Annotated in this window: 22 protein-coding genes; 13 read left to right on the forward strand and 9 right to left on the reverse strand. The window is 53.1% G+C overall.

Translation table 11 applies throughout. From position 1 onward, the window contains the following. Window positions 1-30: 30 nt before the first annotated feature. Complete coding sequence (locus G3M78_14280; GenBank protein ID QPJ66502.1) at window positions 31-573, reverse strand: pyridoxamine 5'-phosphate oxidase family protein; 543 nt, start codon at window positions 571-573, stop codon at window positions 31-33. Between the two features lie 211 nt (window positions 574-784). Between G3M78_14280 and G3M78_14285 the strand changes: the two genes are divergently transcribed. From G3M78_14285 to G3M78_14295, 3 genes are read left to right on the forward strand one after another with little or no spacing between them, the layout of a single operon-like run. After that, window positions 785-1,210: a hypothetical protein gene (locus G3M78_14285; protein ID QPJ66503.1), complete on the forward strand. Its 426-nt coding sequence runs from the start codon at window positions 785-787 to the stop codon at window positions 1,208-1,210. Window positions 1,211-1,220: 10 nt separating this feature from the next. Beyond that, the gene (gene kdsA / locus G3M78_14290) at window positions 1,221-2,060 is read left to right on the forward strand and encodes a 3-deoxy-8-phosphooctulonate synthase (protein ID QPJ66869.1); all 840 of its coding nucleotides are present in this window, start codon (window positions 1,221-1,223) and stop codon (window positions 2,058-2,060) included. Beyond that, window positions 2,032-3,024, forward strand: a complete 993-nt coding sequence (locus G3M78_14295) for a galactose oxidase (protein ID QPJ66504.1) — start codon at window positions 2,032-2,034, stop codon at window positions 3,022-3,024. Before kdsA ends, G3M78_14295 begins: the two co-directional genes overlap by 29 nt. Before the next feature lie 355 nt (window positions 3,025-3,379). On the opposite strand, the gene G3M78_14300 is transcribed toward G3M78_14295, so the two are convergent. Continuing rightward, window positions 3,380-4,156, reverse strand: coding sequence for a hypothetical protein (locus G3M78_14300; GenBank protein ID QPJ66505.1), 777 nt, complete (start codon window positions 4,154-4,156; stop codon window positions 3,380-3,382). Between the two features lie 68 nt (window positions 4,157-4,224). On the opposite strand from G3M78_14300, the gene rlmD reads away from it, so the two are divergent. Further along, the gene (gene rlmD, locus G3M78_14305) at window positions 4,225-5,607 is read left to right on the forward strand and encodes a 23S rRNA (uracil(1939)-C(5))-methyltransferase RlmD (protein ID QPJ66506.1); all 1,383 of its coding nucleotides are present in this window, start codon (window positions 4,225-4,227) and stop codon (window positions 5,605-5,607) included. Window positions 5,608-5,679: 72 nt separating this feature from the next. Then, a complete protein-coding gene (locus tag G3M78_14310; GenBank protein QPJ66507.1) occupies window positions 5,680-6,792 on the forward strand; it encodes a cyclic nucleotide-binding domain-containing protein in 1,113 nt (370 codons plus the stop codon). On the opposite strand, the gene asnS is transcribed toward G3M78_14310, so the two are convergent. Next, window positions 6,789-8,180 (reverse strand): asparagine--tRNA ligase, encoded by a 1,392-nt coding sequence (gene asnS, locus G3M78_14315; protein QPJ66508.1) that lies wholly within the window; start codon window positions 8,178-8,180, stop codon window positions 6,789-6,791. The two genes, G3M78_14310 and asnS, sit on opposite strands and share 4 nt — an antisense overlap. A gap of 225 nt (window positions 8,181-8,405) precedes the next feature. Here asnS and G3M78_14320 point away from each other — a divergent pair, with 225 nt between their 5' ends. From G3M78_14320 to G3M78_14340, 5 genes are read left to right on the forward strand one after another with little or no spacing between them, the layout of a single operon-like run. After that, entirely contained in the window at window positions 8,406-8,705 is a 300-nt protein-coding gene (locus tag G3M78_14320; GenBank protein QPJ66509.1) for a YggT family protein, read from the forward strand. A 6-nt stretch (window positions 8,706-8,711) separates the two neighbouring features. Next, window positions 8,712-9,218 (forward strand): DivIVA domain-containing protein, encoded by a 507-nt coding sequence (locus G3M78_14325; GenBank protein QPJ66510.1) that lies wholly within the window; start codon window positions 8,712-8,714, stop codon window positions 9,216-9,218. After that, entirely contained in the window at window positions 9,199-9,501 is a 303-nt protein-coding gene (locus G3M78_14330; GenBank protein ID QPJ66511.1) for a YggU family protein, read from the forward strand. Before G3M78_14325 ends, G3M78_14330 begins: the two co-directional genes overlap by 20 nt. 20 nt (window positions 9,502-9,521) lie before the next feature. After that, complete coding sequence (gene mtnA, locus G3M78_14335) at window positions 9,522-10,565, forward strand: S-methyl-5-thioribose-1-phosphate isomerase (protein ID QPJ66512.1); 1,044 nt, start codon at window positions 9,522-9,524, stop codon at window positions 10,563-10,565. Window positions 10,566-10,587: 22 nt separating this feature from the next. Then, window positions 10,588-11,577 (forward strand): NDP-sugar synthase, encoded by a 990-nt coding sequence (locus tag G3M78_14340; GenBank protein ID QPJ66513.1) that lies wholly within the window; start codon window positions 10,588-10,590, stop codon window positions 11,575-11,577. Here G3M78_14340 and G3M78_14345 read toward each other — a convergent pair. The 3 genes from G3M78_14345 to G3M78_14355 form a co-directional block, all read right to left on the reverse strand. After that, window positions 11,574-12,509, reverse strand: coding sequence for a hypothetical protein (locus tag G3M78_14345; protein QPJ66514.1), 936 nt, complete (start codon window positions 12,507-12,509; stop codon window positions 11,574-11,576). The two genes, G3M78_14340 and G3M78_14345, sit on opposite strands and share 4 nt — an antisense overlap. An 80-nt stretch (window positions 12,510-12,589) precedes the next feature. Beyond that, complete coding sequence (locus tag G3M78_14350; protein QPJ66515.1) at window positions 12,590-13,267, reverse strand: DUF3386 family protein; 678 nt, start codon at window positions 13,265-13,267, stop codon at window positions 12,590-12,592. Between the two features lie 97 nt (window positions 13,268-13,364). Next, window positions 13,365-14,381 carry a hypothetical protein gene (locus tag G3M78_14355; GenBank protein ID QPJ66516.1) on the reverse strand — a complete coding sequence of 339 codons (1,017 nt, stop codon included), beginning with the start codon at window positions 14,379-14,381 and terminating at the stop codon, window positions 13,365-13,367. Window positions 14,382-14,731: 350 nt separating this feature from the next. On the opposite strand from G3M78_14355, the gene G3M78_14360 reads away from it, so the two are divergent. Continuing rightward, on the forward strand, window positions 14,732-17,368 hold the full coding sequence (locus G3M78_14360) for a spermine synthase (protein QPJ66517.1): 2,637 nt from the start codon (window positions 14,732-14,734) through the stop codon (window positions 17,366-17,368). An 8-nt stretch (window positions 17,369-17,376) separates the two neighbouring features. Here G3M78_14360 and G3M78_14365 read toward each other — a convergent pair whose 3' ends face one another. From G3M78_14365 to G3M78_14375, 3 genes are read right to left on the reverse strand one after another with little or no spacing between them, the layout of a single operon-like run. Continuing rightward, on the reverse strand, window positions 17,377-18,033 hold the full coding sequence (locus tag G3M78_14365; protein ID QPJ66518.1) for a hypothetical protein: 657 nt from the start codon (window positions 18,031-18,033) through the stop codon (window positions 17,377-17,379). 16 nt (window positions 18,034-18,049) lie between these two features. Continuing rightward, on the reverse strand, window positions 18,050-18,622 hold the full coding sequence (locus G3M78_14370; protein ID QPJ66519.1) for a hypothetical protein: 573 nt from the start codon (window positions 18,620-18,622) through the stop codon (window positions 18,050-18,052). Next, window positions 18,619-21,201, reverse strand: coding sequence for a hypothetical protein (locus tag G3M78_14375; GenBank protein ID QPJ66520.1), 2,583 nt, complete (start codon window positions 21,199-21,201; stop codon window positions 18,619-18,621). The genes G3M78_14370 and G3M78_14375 overlap by 4 nt, the downstream gene beginning before the upstream one ends. 190 nt (window positions 21,202-21,391) lie before the next feature. Here G3M78_14375 and G3M78_14380 point away from each other — a divergent pair, with 190 nt between their 5' ends. Both G3M78_14380 and G3M78_14385 read left to right on the forward strand, forming a co-directional pair. Then, window positions 21,392-22,306 (forward strand): DUF58 domain-containing protein, encoded by a 915-nt coding sequence (locus G3M78_14380; protein QPJ66521.1) that lies wholly within the window; start codon window positions 21,392-21,394, stop codon window positions 22,304-22,306. Next, window positions 22,297-24,441 (forward strand): VWA domain-containing protein, encoded by a 2,145-nt coding sequence (locus G3M78_14385; GenBank protein QPJ66522.1) that lies wholly within the window; start codon window positions 22,297-22,299, stop codon window positions 24,439-24,441. The genes G3M78_14380 and G3M78_14385 overlap by 10 nt, the downstream gene beginning before the upstream one ends. Window positions 24,442-24,528: the final 87 nt, after the last annotated feature.

A 24,528-nucleotide genomic window follows, 5' to 3' on the forward strand; every position in this document is an offset into this window, starting at 1 on the left:
CCTATAAAAATTTCACCCGCGCCTTAAAGATCATTCAAAAATTTTCGTGGGCTTGCCGTCCAGACTTTTCACATTGTTCTTTTCCCAATATTTGATAACGCCGTCGTCGCCGATCTTATTCGTCCAATAGATCAGATCGTCGCGATCCCCGACATACTCGAAAAGCGGCACCGCAAAACCGCAGGAAGTCTGAACAAGATCGACGTCGAGCAGGAAAATCTGACGCGAGCCCGGGTACTCGGGAAAGAGGTCCTTCCATTCCGCCCACTCGTCGTCTCGTGACTGGATCATACGCGCCGTGCCGTAGGCCCGCAGGATCATCGGATCGCCCTCCATCGAACAAAACATCAGCGTCATACGCGGTATCTCCAGCACATGCGCCGCGGTCTCGTTGCCGCTCCCCGTCAGATTGAGCCAGGCGATGCGATTGGCGTCTATGATGCGCAAGCTGTCCAGTCCTTTGGGCGAAACATTGACTCGCCCCTCCCGATCCGCCGTGCCCACAAAAAACAGTTTCTGCTTGAGAATGAATGCCTGTAGCTTCTCGTCCAGTTGCGTGTAAAGTTTACTCAATGCCTGCTCCTCGATGATTCGTTGGTCTCTTTATCAACCGGCAGACCCAATACGCCCGCCGTTCATTAATGAATCCATATTACTATAGTTCGATGCGCAGAATCTCTTGCTATCTCTCCTGGATGTTTCATGCCATCCAGACCGCCGCGACGCATAAAGTCCCTTCTTTGCCGTTTCAACAGAACCCGATTGGCGCTAAACTGTCGCCATTATGAAACTCACTGAACAAACCTTCAAAACCGTATTCATCGTCGACCCGCAAAAAGGCGAGCGCATCCATCTCGCCAAGCAGATCAAGCAGGAACATTTGTTTTTGATGACCTTCACCACCATGCCGGACTGCATCAACCAGACCAAACACATGCCTTTTGACTTGCTCATCTTTGTCCTGCGCGCGGGAAAAACCGAGATCAAACATTTGATCAACATGAAAAAGAAATTCCGCGACCGGCATTTCATATTGTCCCCGGCCTCGGACGCGCCGGCGGTTTCTTTGGACGAATTACGCGAAAAGGGATTCGACTCGGTCCACATTTCCAGCGAGATGGAACGGACGCGGGAACTGTGCTACAACCTCTTGTGGCCGGGCAACCGCCCGCCCAACCGCGAATTGAGCGATCCCCTTGCCAACTTATAAATAGAAACGAATCGTCATGGCCCTGAAACCCACAAAAGCCCTTAACATTGGCCCCGTCTGCATCGGCGGAGGCGCGCCCATCGCGCTCATCGCCGGTCCCTGCGTCATCGAATCCGATGAACATGCCTACGAAACCGCGCGACTATTGAAAGAAGTGACCCGGGCGACCGGCACGCCTTTCATCTTCAAAGCCTCTTACGACAAGGCTAATCGCTCTTCGATCGATTCCTTTCGCGGCCCTGGCCTCACTGAAGGTCTGAAAACTCTCAAGCGCATCAAGGAAGAACTCGGTCTGCCTGTTCTGTCTGACATTCACTCCATTGAGCAAATCGAGCCTGCGGCTCAGGTCCTCGACATTCTGCAAATTCCCGCGTTCCTGTGTCGACAAACCGACCTGCTCGTCGCCGCCGCTCAAACCGGCGTTCATGTCAACGTCAAGAAAGGCCAGTTCATGGCCCCCTGGGACATGAAAAATGTGGTCAACAAACTCGAACAGGGCGGAACGGATAAAATCCTTCTCACCGAACGCGGCTTCATGTTCGGCTACAACAATCTGGTGACGGATTTCCGCTCGCTCATTCTGATGCGCGACTACGGCTATCCCATCATTCACGACGCAACGCACAGCCTGCAATTGCCCGGCGGTCAAGGCTCGAAAAGCGGCGGACAACGGGAATTGATTCCCGACATGACGCGCGCCGCCGTCGCAGTCGGTTGCGACGCCCTGTTCATGGAAATTCACCCTGAACCGGACACAGCCCTTTCCGACGGACCCAACATGCTTCGGCTGGACGCGCTCGCCCCTTTGCTGGAGACCATTCATGCCCTCGACCGCATCGTTAAAGCCTGAAACAGTTCGTCGCCTTCTTAACAAATTTCTCTTCGTATTCCTTTTCTTTATTCATAGCGCATCAGCGCAAGCGGATCCGCAAGCGAGCCGCTGGAGCGAGTCTGCTCCTCTTCCGACCGCGCGCACCGAAATCGCCGCGACGCAAATAGACGGCAAGATTTACGTCGTCGGAGGTTTTGCCAACAACGGCGTTTCCGACGCAATGGAAATGTTCGATAGCGCTTCCGGACAATGGCAATCGATGGCCCCGCTTCCGCGTCCGCTCCATCACGCCACTGCGACTGCGGTTGAAGGTAAAATATATGTCATTGGCGGCTTCCATTCCGGGTCCTGGACTCCCGTCGACTCAAACTATATCTATGATCCGCAAAAAGATGAATGGAGCGAAGGCGCTCCGCTCCCCACAGCCCGCGGCGCCTTAGCCGCGACAGCCATTGATGGGCGCATCTACGCCGTCGGCGGCGCGCACCGTCAATTCTTTCGACTGGTGAACACCGACGCCAACGAAGTCTACGACCCGGCAACAAACCAGTGGAAATCGCTGGCGCCCCTGCCGACCCCGCGCGACCATCTCGCGGTCGCTAAATTCAACGGCAAACTCTACGCCATCGGCGGACGCGTCAACGTCAATTACAACGAGAATCTGGATGCCAACGAGGTCTACGATCCCGCCACAGGTCGATGGAGTACCTTGAACCCTCTGCCCACAGCGCGGAGCGGCATCGTCGCGCTGGTTTTGAACGACGGCATCCATGTGCTTGGCGGCGAATCGGGAGAAAAAACCTTCACGGAAAACGAGCAATACCTTCCCTCAACAGATCAGTGGAAAAACCTCGTGCCGATTCCAGCAGGACGGCACGGTTCCGGCGGCGTTAGCCTGAACAAGCAATTGCATTTGCTGGGAGGCGGACCCCGACCCGGCGGAGGCGGCAGTACATCGCATTTCGTTTATTCGGAAAAATAAAAAAAGAGAAAGGGGGGATGGCCCCCCGAGAGCGGGGAGCCGGAATGAGATAAAAATGACCCATCGATTCGGCACGCCACGGATTAGGTCTTGGAGGAAACCTAATCCGTTGGAGGAGGCTGTGCCAGTTCGAATCTTCACTCATCTATAAAGCAAGCCCTGTGCCAATCCGCCGCGCCAAACAAACTTTAACCGTAAATACACTAAAACAAATGAAAAGTATTCATAGCGCCTAAAGACGCCCAGCCCCAAAACGACAAATTCTCGTCGCCTCCCCGTCAAAAACCGTCAATTTTTTCCCGGCAGACAGGCAAATTGTTTCCGGTCGACAAGATCGACAGGCAAAAAAGACCCTCTAGTCTATATACTGGAGAAAATGGCGCAGGAAGACCGTCATGTTTTCGGTGGCGCCAAGAGCGCGCTGGCGCAACTGCATCAAATCCTTCATCACCCCCGGCGTTTTCAGGACAAACCAGCCCGCTTTCAGGTAGGACACTTTTCCATCTTCGCTGAGAATGGGAGAAACGTTCAACAGTTCCTCATCCGCCGCGTCGGAGATCGCGCGCAGGGAAAAAAACGGCAGGGAGCGTTCGCGGCAGAGGCTGGCGAGATAGAAGGTTTCCATATCCAGAGCGGAGACGTCGTACAAACGCCCCAGCGCCTGTTTGCTGTCCGGGTTGTAAACGATCTGCTCCACGCTCAGCAGATCTCCCCTGTGAGTCGAAACCTTGCACATTTGCGCCGCCTTCTCAGCGGCGGCCCTGAAATCCCCTGACAATTTCAGGCCTTCAACAGACTGGGCCTGAACAAAGTTCAATTCCTGTCCCTCGCACAAGGCTTGCGCGGATTGCGCGAGGAACAAGTCGCCGGGTCGCAAATCAGTCTGCGCCCCGCCCGCGTATCCGATCGAGATGAACAGGGACGGATCGCAATTTTCGAGCAGCGCCTGGAACGCCCTGCGCGCTTGCAACTTGCCGACCCCCGTCCGCAGGAGAACCAGATCGCAACCCGCCCAGCTTCCCTGCCATGCCTGGGAGCCGTCCAGAGACAGGCGATTTTCGATTTTCATGGAGCCTTTGATGCCCGCCAGTTCTTCATTGACCGCGGCGGCGATGCAAACCCGTCGTTTCATAGATCGCTTCTTGGTGATTGAATGGATACATGCTATCTTAGCCAGTTTATAACACTCCTGAATCCAACATGACAAAACCTAATTTGACGATTCCCCTCAAAAGGGGTCAACAGCTGGAACTGACCGTCGAGACCCTCGGCGCTTCCGGCGACGGCATTTGCCGACACGAGGGCTATGCCCTGTTTGCCCCCGACACCCTTCCCGGTGATCGCATCCTTGCCGAAGTGATAAAACTGACGACCAACTGGGGAAGCGTGCGCACCTTGAAACGCATCTCTGATTCACCGGATCGCATTGAGCCGGATTGCCCGGTGTTCCCGGAATGCGGCGGATGTCAGCTTCAAGACCTGAGTTACGAGAAGCAATTGCAATTCAAAATGGAAACGCTGACGGAAACTCTCAAGCGCATCGGCAAGGTCGAGGACCTGCCTCCGGTCGCGTCGATGGAGTCCGAGCGCGCCTTCCGCTACCGCAACAAGGGAATCTTCCCGATCCAGTTTCGCCAGGGAAAATTGTGCGTGGGATTTTATCGTCGCGGCAGTCACAAAGTGGTCGACTCTCCCGTTTGCAACGTCATGCTCGATTCCATCAACGACTTGAAAGAAGCCTTGCGCGAGCTGTTTGAAAAACACGACATCTCCGTCTACAACGAAAAAAAGAACAAGGGATTTTTGCGCCATCTGGTCATCCGCCGCTCCGAGGCGCGCAACGAAACGCTCCTCGGTTTTGTGACGACGCCCGGCGAATTTCGCCAGGGATTTTTGAACGAGATTCTGAAAAAAAGCTGGCTGGATCGATTCCGCATCAAAGGCGTCGTTCAAAATATCAATGAAAGCTCTGGAAACGTGATCTTCGGGGCGCAAAACCGTTGCCTGTGGGGATCAGAATTCCTGCTCGACGAACACGACGGCATCAGCTTCCAAATTGGACTCGACTCCTTCTTTCAGGTGAACTCTCGCCAGGCCGAAAGATTGTACGCCTTGATCGAGAGCTGGGTGACTCCCGGCGACGGCCTCATCCTCGACGCTTTCAGCGGCGTGGGGAGCATCGCCTTGAGACTTGCGCGTTCGGGCCGAAGAGTGAAGGGAATCGAATCGTTTGCCGGAGCGGTAGAAAACGCACGGGAAAGCGCCCGCCTGAACGGACTGGACTGCGAATTCATTCATGCTGAAGTTGAGAGCCATTTCCAAACTTTGATTGACTCGGAAAGCGTGCAGACTCTGGTTCTCGACCCCCCGCGCAAAGGTTGCGACCCGCAATTCATCGAAGCTGTTCAAAAAATAGCGCCCGAGCAGATCATTTATATTTCCTGCAATCCTTCGACCCTGGCTCGGGATATCAACCTGCTTCAGGATTACCAGATCAAGAAGGCGGTTCTGACCGACATGTTCCCTCAAACCCGTCATATCGAATCCGCTCTCCTGTTAGAACGGCGCGGCGACGTCGATTGAACTGATTGAAAAAAGGAGAGTAAAGAGGCCAAAAGGATTGCGGCTCTTTGGGGATTATGGTATTCCTAAGTGATGAAAACTGATGAAAAAATCAGTCTGTTGAAGACGGTCGACCTGCTAAATTTTTTCGACCATTCAACGCTGACCAAGCTCACACAAAATTGTCGGGAGCATTCATTGGAGGCAGGGGAAACCCTGTTCAGCGAAGGATCGATTGAAAACGCCATGTACCTCATCCTCTCCGGGGAACTGGTCATTATCAAGGGCAACAAACAAATCGCAACGCTGGGGCCGGGCTTTTATCTTGGCGAGATGTCTCTGATCGAATCCAAGCCCCGTTCCGCTTCAGCCAAAGCCACGCAAAAAACAGACCTGCTCGAAATCAGCGAAGAACATTTCAACGAATACCTTGCGTCCGAACCCAAAGCGCTGTTGTCCATGATGCGCACGCTCTCCAGTCGCATTCGCAACGATCTGGACAACGCCGTCAAGGAAATGCAGAAGCTGAGCATCTTCACTCACGATATTAAAAATAACATGACCCCGCTCGGCATCGCCGAGTTGGGACTGGAAGACCTGATCGAATTTCTTGAAGGGCAAAACGGTCAACATTCCCGCAAGGGACTGGACGAAGCCAAAGAGTGTTTCGAAGTCATCACCGCCGTTCGCGAAGGCGTGATGTCGATGCTCGAAGCCAGTCTGAATCAGGTAAAAAAAATCAAGGCGCCCTACGTCAAGGAAGACAGTGATTTGATTGAGGTGATCCGGGACACGGTTCAGGGAATTTCCTGCCATAAAAACCTGAGAGGAAAAACCATCCACACCGACGGCGAACTTAACGAGTTGAGGTGCAAGATCAATGCGCTCGACATCAAGCGCGTTTTGCAAAACCTCATCATCAACGCCGGATGCGTCACCGAAGACAATGGCGAAATACGCATCGCGATTGGCAAGAAGGACAATGAAATTCAGGTCAGCATCATCGATCAGGGCGGCGGCATCCCTGAAGAGATTCAACCCTTCTTGCTCAAGGAAAGTTTGACGACTAAGAAAGACGGTAACGGGCTGGGCTTGTTATCCTGCAAGAACATTGTCCAAGACTCGCATCAGGGAAAATTCTGGTACGATACCGAGATCGGCAAGGGCACCGTGTTCCATTTCACCCTCCCCATATGCCCTGACTAGAATTTTGCATTCTTCGGCGTGCGCGGGAAGGGAATCACGTCGCGGATATTGTCCATCCCGGTGACAAACTGCACCAGACGTTCGAAACCCAATCCAAATCCTGAATGCGGCGCCGAGCCAAATCGACGCAAATCCAGATACCAGAAATATTCGTCGGTATTCAGATTTTTCTCTTTCATTCGATTCAACAAAACATCGTAATCATCTTCCCTTTGCGATCCGCCGATGATCTCGCCCAGCTTGGGCAGGAGAACGTCCATCGCCCGCACCGTTTTCCCATCCGCGTTGGATTTCATATAAAACGGTTTGATCTTCTCCGGGTAATCGAAAAGGATGACGGGTTTCTTGAACACATGTTCGCTCAGGTAATGCTCGTGCTCCGATTGCAGATTGCACCCCCATTCGGGTCGATAAGAAAAATTCTGATTGGATTTCTCTAAAATCTCAACCGCTCGCGTATAGTCCACGCGCTCGAAAGCGGTCTCCGCGATCAGGCGATGCCCGTCCAGCAAGCCGGGGTGGATCCGCTCGTCGAAGAAGGCCAGGTCTTCGGGGCAATTTTCCAGAACATCCTTGAACAAATACTGGAGAAATTCTTCCGCCAGATCCATGTCGTCCACCAGCTCATAGAACGCCATTTCCGGCTCTACCATCCAGAACTCCGCCAGGTGACGCGAGGTGTTTGAATTTTCCGCCCGGAAGGTCGGGCCGAAGGTGTAAATTTCCGAAAGCGCCATGGCGAACACTTCGCCTTCCAGTTGCCCGCTGACAGTCAGGCTGGTTTTCTCGCCAAAGAAATCCTCCGCGTAGTTCACCCCGCCGTCGACTCGGGGGAGGTTTTGCAAGTCCAGGGTCGTCACCTGAAACAATTCCCCCGCCCCCTCGCAGTCGCCGGTGGATATGATCGGCGTGTTGACGTAGACAAAACCGCGGTCATGGAAAAACTGGTGGATGGCAAAGGCAAGCCGATTGCGCACCCGCATGACGGCCCCGAAGGTATTGGTGCGCGGACGCAAATGCGCGATCTCGCGCAGATACTCAAACGAATGCCGCTTCTTTTGGAGCGGATAACTGTCCGGGTCGGCGGCGCCGTACACCTTGACCTGCTCCGCTTGAATCTCGACGCCCTGCCCCTTGCCCTGGGAACGAACCAAAGCCCCGCTCACTTCGATGCAGGCGCCTGTATGAATCCGGTTTCCATCGCTCTTGAAGCCTTCCAGCGAGTGATCCACAATCGCCTGAATATTTTTCAGGCAGGAACCGTCGTTGATCTCAATGAACGAGAAACCGCCTTTGGAGTCGCGCCGGGTTCGAACCCAACCGCGAGCCAGAATTTTCGGTCGCTCCAGATTGTCTTTTAAAAGTAATGCGATTTTGGATCGTTTCATATTTCTGTCTGTTCCAATTCGCCGGGGCCATCGCTTTTTGCGATACAATCCGGCTATCAGGGATATGAATTCAAAAATTCAGGTCAAATTTATAAACCGGCTGTCATTGACAACATGCTCAAATTTAGATATTTTGAATTGTTAGGCGGCCTCTCGCAAGAAAAAAGTCAGGCCATTCGCGAAGTTTTGAGCGTCATTATTTAATCAACTAACCCAACCATTCCCGTGTTTATTTTCAGTAACTTATTAGCGGCTGTTGCGCAGGTTTTAAGCGTCGGACTCACTCTCTATATGTGGATCATCATCATCCGCGCCCTGCTTTCTTGGGTGAATCCCGATCCCTACAACCCGATCGTTCAATTCTTATACAGTATCACAGAACCGGTGTTGTATCGAGTCCGGCAATTACTGCCCGGACCGGGCATGGGCATCGATCTGTCCCCCATCATCGTTCTGCTTGCAATCATGTTTATGCAGGAGTTTCTGGTGCGTTCCCTTGGGGATCTTGCCATGCAACTGAGATAAACTGTCGTGCGACTCAATCATTTAGACATTCTGGAGCAATGCTTCCGCGATAAATTTCGCGGCTACAACAAGCAGGAAGTCGACACCTTCCTCCACATGGTTTCCGAGGATTTCAAGGAAATGGAGGAAGAACTGGAAGACCTGCGTCGAAAGACCAAATCCTCCGACACGATCAAGGATCAGGTCGCCGAACTGCGCAACGAACTGGAAGAAAAAAATCGGGTGATTGAAACCCTGCAACGCTCCGCAGGCGAGGACAAAGGCGCGACGTCGCAGATCACCCCGGAAATCCTCAAGGACAAGGCCAAGCGCGTCGTTCAGGCGGCCCGCGAGCGAGCGGAACAACATCGCAAGAAAGCCGAAGAGGAACTGGAAACGCTTCGCTCCGAGATCAGAAAACTGAAAACGGAAAAACAAACCGTCATGGAAACCATCAAGCAGGCGGCGCGCTCTCATCTCGACCAAATGAAAAACCAGCCCTCAAAAACCGGTCATGACGCTGACAATCAATGAATGCGCCGAAGGTTCTCAATTCTCTATTCTGGTCCAGCCGCGCTCATCGAAAAATCAAATTGTCGGCCTTCAGGAACAGCGCCTGAAAGTCAAACTCACGTCGCCGCCCGTAGACGGTCAGGCCAATCAGCTGTGCATCAAGTTTCTCGCAAAAGCCATTAACATTCGCGCCTCGGCGCTCTCTATCGTTTCCGGGCAAACGTCCCGAAAAAAAACCATCCGTGTGGAAGGACTGACTCCAGACGAGTTGCAGTCCCGTCTGTCCCCGCTGATTCCAATTTAATTTCCCCAGAAAGGGTTCGCATGATCAAGACCATCGAATACATCGACGACATCGTTCGCATGATTGACCAAACCCGTTTGCCCGGCGAAACGACTTTCGTCGATTGCAAAACTATCGAAGACGTGGGCGATGCTATCAAAACCATGATCATTCGCGGCGCCCCTGCGATCGGCGTCGCCGCCGCGATGGGCGTCAGTCTCGAAGCGCAGGCGATTCAGGCCAATGATTTCGAAACCTTTTACAGTCAACTCGAAAAGAAATGCGCCGTGCTTGCGCAATCGCGGCCTACAGCCGTCAATCTGGCCTGGGGCATTGAGCGCATGAAATCCGTCGCCCGCGATAATAAAAATCTTCCCCTCCCGCAACTGCGCGAACGTCTCAAACAGGAGGCTCTGGATATTTGCAAACAGGACATCGCATCGAATATGGCAATGGGAGAGTTTGGTCAAACGCTCATCGAAGCGCAAAACACTGTGCTGACGCATTGCAACGCGGGCGCGCTCGCTACCGCAGGCTTTGGAACCGCGCTCGGCGTCATTCGCGCCGCGATGAACGCCGGAAAAAATATCAAGGTGATCGCCAACGAAACGCGACCCTTTCTACAGGGCGCGCGCCTCACCGCATGGGAGCTGAAGGAAGACAAAATCCCCGTCAAATTGATCACCGACAATATGTGCGGGCATTTGATGAAGAGCGGACAGATCGACCGCGTCGTGGTCGGAGCCGACCGCATCGCCGCCAACGGCGACGTCGCGAACAAGATCGGCACCTATATGGTCGCCGTCATGGCGCACCGCCACAACATCCCCTTTTACGTCGCCGCGCCGATTTCTACGCTCGACCTGTCTCTGCCTTCTGGCGACGACATCCCCATCGAAGAGCGCTCCGCCAACGAAGTGGTGACGATCAATAACAAACGCATCGCTCCTGAGAATATTGAAGTCGGGCACCCGGCCTTTGATGTAACGCCAAACGATCTGATCTCCGCCATCATCACCGATCGGGGGATCGCCTATCCACCTTACATCGAATCCCTCAAGGCGCTCGCAGAGTTGAAGCAATGACTCTTCAAGGAAAGATCGCTCCATGAAAGCGATGATTCTGGCGGCGGGATTTGGCAAGCGTCTGCAACCTCTGACCGACTTGATCCCCAAGCCAATGATGCCCGTTCTCAACCGGCCCTTGCTGACCCATACGCTCGATATTTTGCGAGCCGCGGGAATTCATGAGGCGGTGGTGAACCTGCACCATCTCCCTCAAACGGTCGTGGATTATTTTGAGTCGAGTCGACAAGACGACATCCGTCTTAACTTTCTGGTTGAAGAAAAAATCATGGGGACCGGAGGGGGAATCAAAGCCGCTCAAAAATTCCTGGACGATGGAGAACCCTTTGTCGTTATCAACTCAGACAATTTAAGCGACGTCTCACTGAATGATGCGATTCAATTCCATCGCCAGCAGAAAGCCTTGCTGACCCTGGTCGTGAGACGATTCGGCCCGGACGAATCCTACCGCCGTATCGAGATTGACGCGAAGGGGCGCATCGTCCATTTTCTTGACACGGAACCGCCCGGGCAGGCGGCGCTTCCTCTCACGCGCGTGATGTTCACTGGAATCCAGATCGTGGACCCTGTTCTCTTCGACTTCATACCGGAAAATACGTTCTGCGGAACGACGGAAGACATCTACCCCAAACTGATCGAGCAGGGACTCAACGTTTCGGGTTATTTGCATGAGGGCTACTGGATCGACGCGGGAACCCGCGACGCTTATCTGCAAACCAACTTCGACGCTCTGGACGGAAAACTCCCTTCAAGCCAACGCGACGCCACGCAGGCAGAGTCATCGGTTCTCATTGGCAAAGAGTGTCGCATCGCCCCAGATTGTGAGATCGGCCCGCATGTTGTTCTCGGGGATGGTTGCATCGTGGAAAGCGGGGTCCGTATCAGCCGTTCGGTTTGCTGGGACGGCGTTCATCTAAAGAAAAACTGTCAAATAGAAAACTGTATTCTCACATCCAATGCCGAGGCGGCGGAAGGCTTGCAACTCCAAGGGCAAACGGTGTTGCCTCGTTAGGCCCGCCCTGTTGATTCTGCGCGTTTCCACATCCAGGTGAGTTCATGTTTGTTATGGCTCAAATGCAACAGGCGACTTCCGGGGATATCTGCAAAGCGGCGGGCGATCAACGGGTCGTACTCTCCCTGAAATTTCACAGTGCAAATCATACGGGCGCATTTCCCGGACTCCACCCACTCGAGCGCCCAGTCGTATAATTTTTCGGGATAACAGATTACGTCGGAACAAATCCAGTCCACTGAATCGAACTGACTCGGCCTCTGGGCAAAGGCGTCTCCCTTCTTAAATTCCACGCCCGGCATTTGCAGGATGTCTTTTCTCAAAGGCGCCCGGTCCACGCTCAACACCCGCGCTCCCAATTTCTGAATGGCCCAACACCAGCCGCCGGGGGCGCCGCCGACGTCCAGACAAAAGTCGCCTTCCTGCGGACGCTCGCCCATGAGCGTACAGGCTTCCCACAATTTCAGATAGGCCCGACTTGGAGGCCCCACGCGATCCTCTACAAATTGCGCATCGCCGTTCACAAAGGGACTGGAACATTCTGGAGAGGCCAGGAGCGTGTTTGCGTCGAGCAAGGTCCAAGAGCCAAAGGCCGCGCGCGGCAGGGCCTGGGGAAAGGCGATGGGGTCTGAGGAAATCTGCGCTAACTGTTCCTGAATCAGGGCGGCGCGGCGATGCACCGCCACCGAATAGAGGGACCAGTTTCTCTGAATTGCTTTCAGTTGTTTGGCCCCGTCAGATATGGATTGTATCGGCAGGAGAAGCGGACGCTTCCAGACATTATGCGCCCAGAAAACTTCCTGCACGGGTCGATCGGTGAGGATCAGCCGATCATACACCGCAACGACGCCCGCAAGCTCTCCTGCGAGTCGATCCACATAATCAGGCGCGCTGATATATGCGGACTGAACGTTTTCTAAATTCCGTTCCATTTCGATTGCCGCTCAAGGTCAAAAAAAAAACCCGCCGAAACGCAATCCGCGTTCGACGGGCTGAACTGAGAAAAAAATGCTTAGAGAACTTTATGGCTCGACAGCGTCATCGCATTCACGCAAATCGACCCGTCCTCATTGTTGATAACGCGGCGGTATTTGGGCAAATCGTAAGCGCCCACGCGCGTGTATTCATCGGTGTAGCTTTCAACGTCTTTCAATCCATCGCCTTCCGGTTTGAAATAATAAACCGTGTAGCGGCGCGTCAGAAATTTGCCTTCTTCATTCTTAACGCTCTCTTCGACATTGATGGAGAAAGAAAAGCGCGGCGTTTTGCGATTGATCTGATGAATGCGACCGTCTTTAATTCGGTAAAAAGAGCTCATACCGTCGCCGCCCATTGCGACCGCACGCCCCAGCGGATGCGCGCCATCGTCCATGAAATGCAATTTGTACTTGCCGTCAGACTCTTCAAAGGATCGAGGGCCGCGATGCATGGCGATCGACGCCATATTTTCCGTCAAAAAGGATTTAGCCGCTTCGCCCTTGCAGTCCGTTTCGATTTCTTTAGGGCCCTTCACGGTGATTTTGCAGGCTTCCTCAACGCCGTTGATGTTGACCACCACATTGGCGGTGAAACCCTTGAACTCAGCATCCCATCGCGCCGTATTGCCAAACACTTCGCGCAAGGCTTCTCGCGCCTTGGGGTCTTCCTCTACAGCGGTTTCAACATCCTTCTCTTTTGCATATGTTGCCATTCGAAATTCTCCTCTAAAAACGCTCAAGGCGCCGTATCAGGTTTATTTTAAAAAATTCAAACAATCACGCGAACGAGTTACCGCCAACGTTTCCAACTTAAAAAAAGATTTTAATATCCGCCTTCTCTTTCAGGCTATCGACGTATTTATTGATCTCATCCTGAGCTTTCTCCGTGAACAAATGCCTCTGAATGGATTCTTCCATGTCCTTGAAGGGAGCGTATTCGCTGGGACGATTCTCGATCAATTTGGCGATGTGATGACCGTAAGGCGTTATGAAAGGCTCGCTGATTTCTCCGGGTTGCAACTTTTCGAGCGCTTCATCGAACTCCTCCGGCAAAACGCCCTTATAGACGTAACCCAGATCGCCGCCATTCTCAGAGCTTGCCGTGTCATCAGAATGCTTTTTAGCCATTTCAGCAAAGTCGGCCCCATCTCTAACTTCCTTCAAAATGTCGCGGATCTTTGCGTCGGCCTTTCGCGCCAATTCCAGTTTTGTCGTTTCTCGATCTGCCAAAGGCGTTGAATCCAAATATCCCGGAGGAAACGGCGCGATGAAAATATGGCTCACTCGGCGGGAAACCGGACGTAAAAAACGTTCTTTATTATCTTCGTAGAATTTTTTGACGTCGTCATCGTCAATTTCGACGCGCCCTTTGATGTATTCGCCAAGGAGCATTTGAGCCAGAGAATCGATTTCCATGGCATGGCGCAAATCCGCCTCTGAAAAACCGCGTTCCTTGAGGGCTTTCTGAAAATCATCTTCTGATTTATAGGATTTCTTAAGCGCCGCGAATTGCTCTTCCAGTAATTCCGGCGGCAATTTTTTTTGCTCCTTTTTACTCTCCAGCAAAACCAGTTCGCGAGCGATTTCCTTATCCACGATATCCTTCAGGATGACGGTTTGTTCCTTCGCCGTGAGAGGACGCTTGTTCATTTTAATGATCCGCTCCAACTGAAACTTGACGTAGCGGGAGTCTATATCCACACCGTTGACGCTGGCGACAATATCGGGAATCTTCGCCTCGCCGACCAGTCCGTCTCCCGGATCGGCCAAAGCTGTTTGAGTCCAAATCGCTGTACACACCGTCAAAACCGCAACCAAATGCTTCATTTTAATTAACTGCCTCAACATCCAGCCTCCAAAGTAGAAATAAACGTTTAACGGAAAGATTACCACTACTGGGCAGACGTTGCAACGACGAGAACCGTCTAAATAACAGCGCTCAAAACGCCTGAACAGACTTCTGATTTATCTCCACAATGACAAATTCAGAGCGATCCTGAATCGATACGAATGACACAACAGCGGTAAAATCAATCAGGTATGTATTATTTGCGGCAAGGACCTTACTCTTGAAAAATCGTTTCATGAATACGGTTTCCATATGCTCTGAAAATCACTACAATGACCTTTTGAACAAGAAATACTGCTCACGCCAGGCTCGCTCCACTCAATTGCACATGATCCGTAATCCAGCGACTCTCACAATCATCTCCCTCTGCGTTCTCATTTCGGGAGCGGCGAGTCTGACCTATGAGTTGATCTGGGTCAAACAATTGACCTTGATCTACGGTTCCGCCGTTCACGCCATCAGCGCCGCGCTCTGCGCCTTCATGGCCGGCCTGGGGCTGGGCGCCTGGTTGATTTCGCTCCTGCTCAAACGTCTCAAAGATTCCTACGGCCCGCATTTCCCGCTTCTTCTGTACGGGCTGTTCGAAGGGGCGATCGGTCTTTATGGATACGTCTTCCCCTGGGCGCTTGAGCAGTTGGCTTCGACCTACCCTTCCATGCTGGCTGTGGCGGGCGAATCCACCTTCGCGCTTCACTTCATGGAGTTTATCGCCAGCGCCGCGCTCATGTTGCCGGCAACGCTGATGATGGGGGCCACTCTGCCCCTGCTGGGCGACTGGTTCATTCAAAACCGGGAATCGGCGATCCTCCCGCAAATCGCGCGTCTGTACTGGCTGAACACGCTGGGCGCGGCGTTCGGCTGCGTGTACGGACAACTGATCGCCGTGGAATGGTTCGGCGTTCGCGGAACGACTCTTTCCGCAGTCCTGGCGAATACGCTCGTCATGGCAATCATTGTCGCGACTTTTTTCATACTCAGGCGAAGCCCCGACGATGATCGTGTGGAACTCTCTGAATCGCCTTCGGAGTCTTCGCAAGCTCCTGATGAGCAAATTTCAAAATCCATTCAATGGATGGCTCTGGCGCTCTTCATTTATTCCGGGATGGTCGCGCTCTCCGCTGAAATATTATGGACGCGGATTCTCGTCTTCCCGCTCGGGAGCGCGCTCCATTCATTCGCCTTGATACTCGCGACCTTTCTCTTCGGCATCGCTTTGGGCAGTTGGCTTGCGGGGAAAATCCCTCTCAGCAAAAACAGTTTGCAATTATTCCTGTTCATTGAAATCGCAATCGGGGCGGTTTGCCTTCTGCAAATCCCCTTCTTCAATCAATTGACGGAATGGACGCAATGGTCCGACCGCTTGTTATACGAACTCGACAACACTGCTTCGCAAACGCTTCTGGTTCGATCCCTGTTTGCTTTCGGTTTCATGCTATTGCCCACGCTCGGATTCGGCATGGCCTTTCCGCTCGCCAACCGAATGCATCTTTCGCTGTTTGGCTCTATTGACAAAACCATAGGCGGAGCTTACGCCGCCAACACATTGGGAGCGACTCTTGGAACCGTCCTGACGCCCTTCCTTCTCATCCCCCTGCTTGGGATTCGGGCTTCGTTGTTCGTGATTTTCGCACTCCTTCTTTTCTTTTCGCTTTGCATCGAAACAGCGCGTCGGCGCTGGTCTTCCAGTAGACAACTGTTGGCGGCAAGCGTCGTCCTCTTCGCGCTCGCCGCCTCAGGCGCGTCGATTCTCGGCGGTCAGCAGGCGCTGGAACCCGGACAAAACAATTTCGCCCGTCTCGAAATCAACGTTCCGAAAGAACGCATCAAACTTCTGGACTACAAGGAAGGGGATTTTTCCACATTAAGCGTGGTCGAGGACAGCGCCACCGGCGCGCGCACGCTTTACGTCAACGGGTTCAGCACCGCCACCGCCTCCGACTCCATAGGCGGCAGCGCCTACATGCAGGCGATGGGCTTCGTGCCCATGGTCCTGCACCCCGCCCCGAAAAAAGCCATGGTGATCTGTTATGGCACAGGAGCGACGCTGGGAACCGTCGCCCTCTTCCCGGACGCCTCTGTCGACGGCGTTGAAATCGACGGGAACGTGTTGTCCCTGTCGCACTGGTTCACGCGCTGGAATCGTCAGGCCCTCGATCGCTCCAATGTCTCCATGAAAATCCAGGACGGTCGCTCTTATATGAGATGGACCGACGCCGCCTATGACGTCATCACGCTGGAACCCATGTCCCCGGTTCAAGCGGGAGTTGTGAATCTTTACTCAAAAGAATTCTACGAACAAGCCGCCCAACGTTTGAACGAAGGGGGCCTCATGATGCAATGGCTCCCCCTCCATCTGGTCAGCCCGGAAGACGCCAGATCTATCATCAAAACCTTTCAGGACGTGTTCCCCTACACCTCCGTGTGGAACAGTTTTCTAACCCGCATCGTGCTTCTCGTTGGTTCCAATGAAGCAGTCAGTCTCGACCGGAAGCGATTCGATTCTCTCATGGAAGACGCTGATTTGAATGCAACCGCCGCATCCATCGGTCTGCGTTCGTTTCAGGATTTCATGGATTTTTATATCAGCGATGGCGCCCGGCTGACAAACTATCTGCAAGATACGCCGCTCATCACCGACGACCGTCCCCTGCTGGAATACTCTTCTGCCGCCTTGACGCCTCCATTGAAATGGCAGACCGATGAATCGTTTCTAAACCTTCTGCAGTATCGTATCGGCCAGCGTCCGCCTTTGAAAAATGCGGCGCCCTGGGAGCAAGAGAGATTGATGAAGGAATTTGAAATGAGGAGCGCGCAACGCCTGGCGGTGTTCTCCAAACGCTACGAAGGCCCCGGCGCGCAGGAATTTCTAAAAGGCGATTACTTCAAAGGATTGCAAACGGTAAAAGAGCATCTTGAACAAAGAGGCGAGCGACCCATCTCTTTAAAAGACGCCAAGTGGGAGTGAGGGCTCGATTAGAATGGCTTCCCTGAGTTCCTGTATTTTTTTTGAAGTTTCAGGGACTTTTCAATTTCTTCAGGTTCCGCCACTCCGTTTTCGATCAGAAGCGAACCGATGAGAGGGCGAGGCGTTTCCGACTGCTGTCGCAGGAGCGCCGCGTCAATGTGAGAGCGATCAATTCCCGGGTTCACAAAGGTCAGCAAGACCTCTCCCACCAGAAATTTCTTTTTATTGGGTTTGCGGACCGATTTCTCCTGTCGCTTGTCATTCGGATCGCGCGCCGCAGATTGTAAAGGCGATACTGAGTGCTGTTTCACCCGGGCCGTGTCCCAGCCCAGCCACTGATAAATTTTCTGACGAGTCAACAGCGTCGCTTCGCCCATTAAATTGACGATCAATTTCACGACAAACAGCAGGACCAGAGCAAGAAAAATGCCAACGATGGTCCCGAAAAAAACACGGGTCTTTTGATCGCTCGCCTTCATCGCTTCTGCAAAGGGCCCCTCCAACTCTTCGTTTTTTTCTATCAGCCAGTTGGACAAAGAACCCGCAATTTTATCAAAGTCGCCGGACAAGCCGCCTTGATCCTCCATCTCATACTCAGCCGCCGTCGCCAGAGAAGGAAGATCGAAGCAGAAGAACGAACAAATGATGACCGCCAGTCGCAACATTGGGTTCCGCCTCTGATTATTCCAGAATCATATTCGGCACATTCTTGAACGCTTCGGATTCCTTGATCGCCTTGATCGCCTCTTCGCCCATGCCATTGCCAAACAGGTCCATATAGTTCAGCGCCGACAAGGTCGAACTTTCCGCCAGCGCCTGTGCGCCTTCATTGCCAATATGGTTTTGCGCAAGATCCAGACGCTGTAAATTGACCAGTTGAATCGATTCCGCGATGGCCTTTGCGCCGTCCGGGCCAATATCATTCTTCCATAAATCCAGATGCGTCAAGCGCGACGCCAAAGGGGAACGGGCGAGCGAAATGATCCCCGCGTCGCCAATGCTGTTGCGCTGAAGGATCAGAACTTTCAGGCGATTCAACACCGGCGAGTCCGCCAGCGCCCGCGCGCCGCGATCCGTGATATTGTTGCGCTCCAGGTTCAACTCCTCGACGCCGTCGAGGTCCGGGTTCTGCGCCAGGTATTCCACCCCTTCATCCCCGATGTATTTGAGATGGAGGTCCAGAACTTTGCCTTCGCGGCTCAGACATTGTTGAACCAGCGTCTCCACCGGCTGGTCATTGAATTGTTTTTTCATTTTTTAGCTTTTCCCTTTTTAGGTTTTGCATTCTTGGTCTTTTCTATCTTCTCCAATCGGTCGCGCAGGGACCGGCTTTCCTTGATCAACTCGTCCATCTCTTCGCGCATATCGCTGAACTCCTGAGGCTTTCTCGCCGTGTTGCGCAAATGCGCGATCGTGTCCTCCGCCCGGCGACGCAGGCGACCGTCCGCTTCGCTGTCAGCCAAACGCCGCAAATGCGAAATCGCCTGAGTGTCGTCGAGAAAATGCATGGCGCCGATAGCCCCCAGCTTGCCGCGAAATACAGCGGCTGGAGTGCCTCGGTCCTCGGCGGCAAATCGCGCCAGCAATTCCAGCGCCTGCGGTTTCAGGCGCTCCCATCGCTTCGCTAACGCCGCCAATGCGCGCATCGCCGCGGGACGAGCGTTTTTGCTTGCTCCGTAATCCGCCCCTTCGACCAAAACAGGCCAGGACGATTCGTCCTCAAGTCGGGCCAGCGCCCTGTAAATTCCGGCCTGCGCCATATCGTTGTGCGACTCTTTATGAAGACTTTTCTCAAGCAAGGGAATCGAATCTCGATCCTTGATCATGCCCAAAGCCTCCAGTGCCGCCGCTTCGACGCGGTAGGAGGCGTCTTTCTTAGCCAGCTTGCGCAATTCCAATGCGACCTTCTCGTCGTTCTTGTAGGTCGACAAAGCGCGAACCACAGCGCAACGAATACGAGGATTCTTTATCTTCAAGCCTTTTAACAATCCCTCTCGCGCCGCTTCGCCGCCAATGGCGCCCAAGGCTCTCGCAATTCGTCCGGCGACGCCCCATTGTTTCTCCTTCAACAATTGCTGGGACAAGACAGACACATCCTCAGATGAAGGCTTTTTGGTCAAGGCCGCCGCCGCTTCAATGCGACCGATGGGATCGGGATCATTTTTCAATTGCGCCTGAAGCATGGGCCGTCCCATCTCCAACTGGACTTTCTTGCAAGGCAAGTGAAACTCCGGGTCCAGCCTTGCGAAGCGGGGCGCTGATTTTAATTTGAAAAAATATTTCTCTTCTTTCTCTTTGATCTCAATCGGAAAAGTTTCGCTTCCCTTTGCGAAATAAAATCTCAAGTCCAGATTCAGCCGGAACAATGAATCCGCGTCGTCCTTCTCCGCCTTCTGCGTCTGTTTGACGGAGACAGACGCCGTATTGGTTTTCGAATCCCATTGCATGCTGAATTCCAGAGTGGGATAGCCGCCGCGAAAAATCCACTGCTGGAACCATTCGTCCAGATTTGTCCCCGTCGTCTCTTCCAATGCGCGGGCCAAGTCCACCGTTTCCGCCAGCGCGTACTGATGACGATTTAAAAACAACTTCAAACCTTCGCGAAAATTGTCCTCGCCGATCACCGATTTCAAGTAATGCAATCGCACCGCGCCGCCGGGATACAAATGCGCATCGAACAAATCAATCGGTTCCTTATAAATATTCGTTACGATGGGTCGGCGGTAGCGTATATCCTCGGAGAAATAAGTTTCCGCGTCCTCCAGCAATTGATAGCGAAACTCGTCTTCCCCCTTGGATTCGCGCGTGTAGAGGGCGTCAAAATAGGTGGCAAAGGATTCATGGAGCCATGCGTGCGCCCAGCTCTTCGCCGTCATGATATTGCCAAACCAGGAATGCGCCGCCTCATGCGCCACAAGGCCGTTGGAATCTCCGTCCAGCGCGGCGCGATCATCGTGCAGGGTCAAATCGGTCTGCGTTGTGACGGTGAAATTTTCCATACCGCCAAAAATAAACTCGGGCGCCGCGATCTGCGTGTAATGCTTGTAGGGGTAGGGGAAGCCCGTGTAATCGGAGAAAAACTCGATGATTTTCCCGGTATCCCTGAACGCATTCCGGCCTTCGCGCTCTCTTCCCTTTTGCACGTACCAGACAACGTCCACGCCTTTCCAGCGCTCGCGCGTTTCAGAGAATTCGCCCGCCACAATCGACAACAAATAGGTCGAATAGGGCAATTCCATTTCATAATGAAAAAAAGATTCCTCCGCCGTCGTTTTCTTGCGTAACAGCGTCCCGTTGGACAAGCCAAACATGCCGGGCGGGAGATGCAAGCGCACTTCCGTTTTCTGTTTGAAACTGGGCTGGTCGAAACAGGGGAAATAATATTTGGAATCCTCATCCTGTCCCTGCGTCCAAACGGTTTTGAAACGTTCTGGATACTGCGCGTCGGGTTTGGTGAAGTAAATGCCGGCGGTGGGCCGCGTGACGGAATGCTGGATCTTCAGTTTAAGAAGGCTTCCCTGCGCATATCGCTTGCCCAGGTCCACATTGAGACGCTCTCCCGTGTTGTCAAAATCCGCTTTTTTCGAATTGAGTTCTACGCTGGAAATATTGAGATTGACCGCATCCAGCGTCAGGACTTCGGCGCTTTTGCCGCGCACAATCAGTTCATACTCCGTGGAACCCCACACGCGCTCCTCATCCCAGTCAAAAGACAGTTCAAGCGACAAATGATTTGGAGCAATCACCTGATCGGGCGCAAAATGAGCCTTGGCGCCTTTATGCGCGAAGGATTTCCGATCCAGGAGCGCCCAGTGCTCTGAATCTCCCTGCATAAAATGGCATTTACAATATCGAGTCATGTTTGATTAGTGGTCCCTTAATTCAATAAATTGAATTTTATTGTATTCTCCGCTCCGACAAAGTCAACCGGCAAGACACGGCTTATTTTTAATTGCGAAATATCGGAGAGGTCGATAAGATTGAAACATTGCGCACATTTCAGGCGGTGAACAGAACCAACCAATGAAAGAAGAACTTTTCGAATACAATCCGCAGATTCTCGCACGTATTTCTTCGTTGAAAATAAGGGCGTCCCATCTGGTCGACGGCTTATTGACCGGAAGTCATCGAAGCCGACACAAAGGCTCCAGCGTTGAATTTGCGGAGTATAAGGATTACACGCCCGGCGACGAGATCAAGCACATCGACTGGAAGGTGGTTGGAAAAACCGACAAATACCACGTCAAGCAGTTTGAACAGTCCACCAACCTGAAATGTTCCATCCTTTTAGACGCCAGCGGCTCCATGGGCTACGCCTCTCCGTTTGAACGCGAATTGAGCAAATTCGATTACGCCTGCACGCTTGCCGCCGCGTTCTCATTTTTGTTGTTGAAGCAATTCGACGCCGTCGGCCTCTCCCTGTTCAACGATGGCCTGATCGACCATATCCCGCCGCGTTCCAAACCCTCGCATTTCCAGCACATACTGCATAAGCTGGCGACGATTGAAACGCAGGGACCGACTCGCATCGAGCAGGTGGCGACTTCTCTGGCGGAGCGTTCCAGCGGCCGGGGAATGGCCATCATCATTTCGGATCTGCTGACCCCCGACGACCAGTTACCGAAGGCGCTGAAACTGCTGACATCGCGCGGACTGGAGGTGATGTTGTTTCAGGTTCTCGACCCCGACGAGGTTTCTTTACCCTTTGAAGGCGATACCGTGTTTGAATCGCTCGAAGACGACCCCACAGTCGGCCTCGACCCTTTCGACATTCGCGCCGAATACCAGCAGGAAATCCAGAACCAGATTCAATCGCATCGCAGCGCCTGCGACAGCATCGGCGTCGGTTATGAATTTCTTGAAACCACGACACCTCTTGCCCAAGCCCTGAGCTACTTCCTTTTAAAAAGAAATTCCTGGATGCAACGATGGAGCTGAGCTTTCTTTCACCGCTATTTCTTTTTGGAGCGATCGGCGCCAGCGTTCCCGTTTTGATTCATCTGCTGACTCGCAGACAGCAGAAGCATATTCGTTTTTCCGCCGTTTATCTTTTAAAGAGATCTCAAAAACGTTCCATCAAAAGAGCGACGCCCAATCGTTTGTTCCTCTTGATTCTGCGTTGCATGGCCGTCGCCTTGTTCAGCATGGCTTTGGCGGGTCCCGTTTTCAACCCGCCTTCCAATGCCGGCGCGGTGTCGGGAGGAACGGTGGTTTTCATTCTCGACGATTCCCTGAGCATGCGCACTCAGACGGCCAAAGAGTCCACATTATATCGCGAAGCCGTCGAGACCCTTTCCACGCTCATCCAGAACCTGTCGCCGGACACGCAGTATGGAATCGTCAGAGCCTCGTCCCCTGCGAAAATTCTTCAACCCTTGACGGTCGACAAAAAAGCGAGGGCCGTTTACCTGAAAGGTTCTTCGCCTTCGTTTTTAACTACGGATATTGGCGGAGCGATCAGCCATGCGCTCGACCTGCTCAAAGTCGCATCGCAAGGCACGAGGCACATCATCCTGTTGACGGATCTCAGTAAAAACGGCTGGAAAGAAGATTCCCTGCAAATGGAAGCGGCGGATTTGAGCGGAACAAAAATCACGGTTCTGGATTTCTCGTCGCAGGCGAAGGCTCCCAACAGCGTCGCCGCAACTCAGGCCACGGTGTCTCAGCAATTCCTGACCAATAGCCGCATCATTCGCGTGCAAACCAGCGCCTCGAATTTCTCAACTGAAAACGCTCTGAAAGGATTTCCCCTCACCATCTGGAGCGACGGGCAAAAGCAGGCCGAAGGCGTCCTCGACCTGCCTCCGAGGGAGACCAGCGCGAAAGAAATGATCTTCCCCAATCCAGATCATAGCTGGATCGAAGGGAGAATCGAACTGGGCGCGGATTCATTGCCCGAAGACAATCGTCTGTTCTTCGCCTATCAACCCGACCAAACCCTGAATGTGCTGGTGGTCGACGGCGACCCGCGCACCGTTCAACATCAAAGCGAAGCCTTTTATGTCGAGCGCGCGCTCAATCCCTTTTCTTCTTCCGCCGCGCAAATCGCTCCTTCGGTCATCACGCTGGCGGAACTCAATCGAAAAAACCTGTTCGATTATTCGGTGATTTTTTTCTGCAACGTGCGCGAGTTGCCCTATGGTTACGAATCGCAACTGGAACAGTTCGTCCTTCAGGGCGGCGCTGTGATCGTATCGTTGGGGGATCAGACCCATCCCAAATGGTTCAACCAGACGATGGGCAATCTGTTCCCCGTCACACTGGACCAGCCGCTCCATTCCCAATCCGCGCAATCGGCGTTTCAGTTGAGTTTTGAACCGGGAGATCACCCCGTGCTCAATATTTTTGAAGGCAACGCCTTGCGGGAGATGAAGAAAGCCGGTTTCAACACCATTTTCAAGGTCACCCCGCGCGCCGATCGAGACTTCAAGACCCCCATGCGTTTTTCTGGAGAACACGCGGCGATCGTTGAATCGGAATGGGGTAAAGGGAAAACTTTTTTGTTCACATCCAGCATGGATCGGGACTGGAACGATTTCCCCATCCAACCAACGTTTTTGCCCTGGCTTCAGCGTTGGGTCAAATACGCCGCGCACGGACTCGGCTCCGTCAACCAGCAAAATCTTTTTGTCGGTCAGGCCCTCTCGGATTGGAAAGCCGAATTGAAGGGCAAAAACATCTGGATACAGTCTCCCTCGGGGAAAGTCACAGCCCTGCCAACTGGAGAGAAAGCTCCCGTTTATGAGGAAACGAGCGAACCCGGTCTGTACCACATTTACACCGCCGGAAGGGAAAACGAAGCGACGCCTTCGGCCCAGGATAATCAGCTCCCGCCGTTCGCAGAGTTGAGCGGCATGTTCGCCGTCAATATTGATCCGCAGGAGTCCGACCCGCAAAAAATTTCGCATGAAGACCTGTCCCTGTTTCTGGAAGGTCTCGAAGTGAGCGTCGTCGATGCGCAGGATTTCAAAGCGACCGCGCCCACAGAGCAAGGAGTTCCTTTGACCTCGCCCTTTTTGATCGCGGTCGCCGCCGTATTTTTTGTCGAGGGTTTTTTATTGCGTCGGGAATGATGTCTTCGCATGCAAACTTAAAAATGCGATTCCCTGTTTCCTTCCAGCCCTCTAGTTTTGTTATAATGAAGCCAAACACTTCCAATT

This window comes from Candidatus Nitrohelix vancouverensis (assembly GCA_015698305.1).
GTDB lineage: Bacteria > Nitrospinota > Nitrospinia > Nitrospinales > VA-1 > Nitrohelix > Nitrohelix vancouverensis.

Bases quoted from the DNA above. Each gene is read 5' to 3' on its own strand.
- G3M78_14285 (QPJ66503.1), top strand. From the start codon at position 785: ATGAAACTCACTGAACAAACCTTCAAAACCGTATTCATCGTCGACCCG.
- G3M78_14295 (QPJ66504.1), top strand. From the start codon at position 2,032: ATGCCCTCGACCGCATCGTTAAAGCCTGAAACAGTTCGTCGCCTTCTT.
- G3M78_14300 (QPJ66505.1), bottom strand. From the start codon at position 4,156: ATGAAACGACGGGTTTGCATCGCCGCCGCGGTCAATGAAGAACTGGCG.
- rlmD (QPJ66506.1), top strand. From the start codon at position 4,225: ATGACAAAACCTAATTTGACGATTCCCCTCAAAAGGGGTCAACAGCTG.
- G3M78_14310 (QPJ66507.1), top strand. From the start codon at position 5,680: ATGAAAACTGATGAAAAAATCAGTCTGTTGAAGACGGTCGACCTGCTA.
- asnS (QPJ66508.1), bottom strand. From the start codon at position 8,180: ATGAAACGATCCAAAATCGCATTACTTTTAAAAGACAATCTGGAGCGA.
- G3M78_14330 (QPJ66511.1), top strand. From the start codon at position 9,199: ATGACGCTGACAATCAATGAATGCGCCGAAGGTTCTCAATTCTCTATT.
- mtnA (QPJ66512.1), top strand. From the start codon at position 9,522: ATGATCAAGACCATCGAATACATCGACGACATCGTTCGCATGATTGAC.
- G3M78_14340 (QPJ66513.1), top strand. From the start codon at position 10,588: ATGAAAGCGATGATTCTGGCGGCGGGATTTGGCAAGCGTCTGCAACCT.
- G3M78_14345 (QPJ66514.1), bottom strand. From the start codon at position 12,509: ATGGAACGGAATTTAGAAAACGTTCAGTCCGCATATATCAGCGCGCCT.
- G3M78_14350 (QPJ66515.1), bottom strand. From the start codon at position 13,267: ATGGCAACATATGCAAAAGAGAAGGATGTTGAAACCGCTGTAGAGGAA.
- G3M78_14355 (QPJ66516.1), bottom strand. From the start codon at position 14,381: ATGAAGCATTTGGTTGCGGTTTTGACGGTGTGTACAGCGATTTGGACT.
- G3M78_14360 (QPJ66517.1), top strand. From the start codon at position 14,732: ATGATCCGTAATCCAGCGACTCTCACAATCATCTCCCTCTGCGTTCTC.
- G3M78_14365 (QPJ66518.1), bottom strand. From the start codon at position 18,033: ATGTTGCGACTGGCGGTCATCATTTGTTCGTTCTTCTGCTTCGATCTT.
- G3M78_14370 (QPJ66519.1), bottom strand. From the start codon at position 18,622: ATGAAAAAACAATTCAATGACCAGCCGGTGGAGACGCTGGTTCAACAA.
- G3M78_14375 (QPJ66520.1), bottom strand. From the start codon at position 21,201: ATGCAGGGAGATTCAGAGCACTGGGCGCTCCTGGATCGGAAATCCTTC.
- G3M78_14380 (QPJ66521.1), top strand. From the start codon at position 21,392: ATGAAAGAAGAACTTTTCGAATACAATCCGCAGATTCTCGCACGTATT.
- G3M78_14385 (QPJ66522.1), top strand. From the start codon at position 22,297: ATGGAGCTGAGCTTTCTTTCACCGCTATTTCTTTTTGGAGCGATCGGC.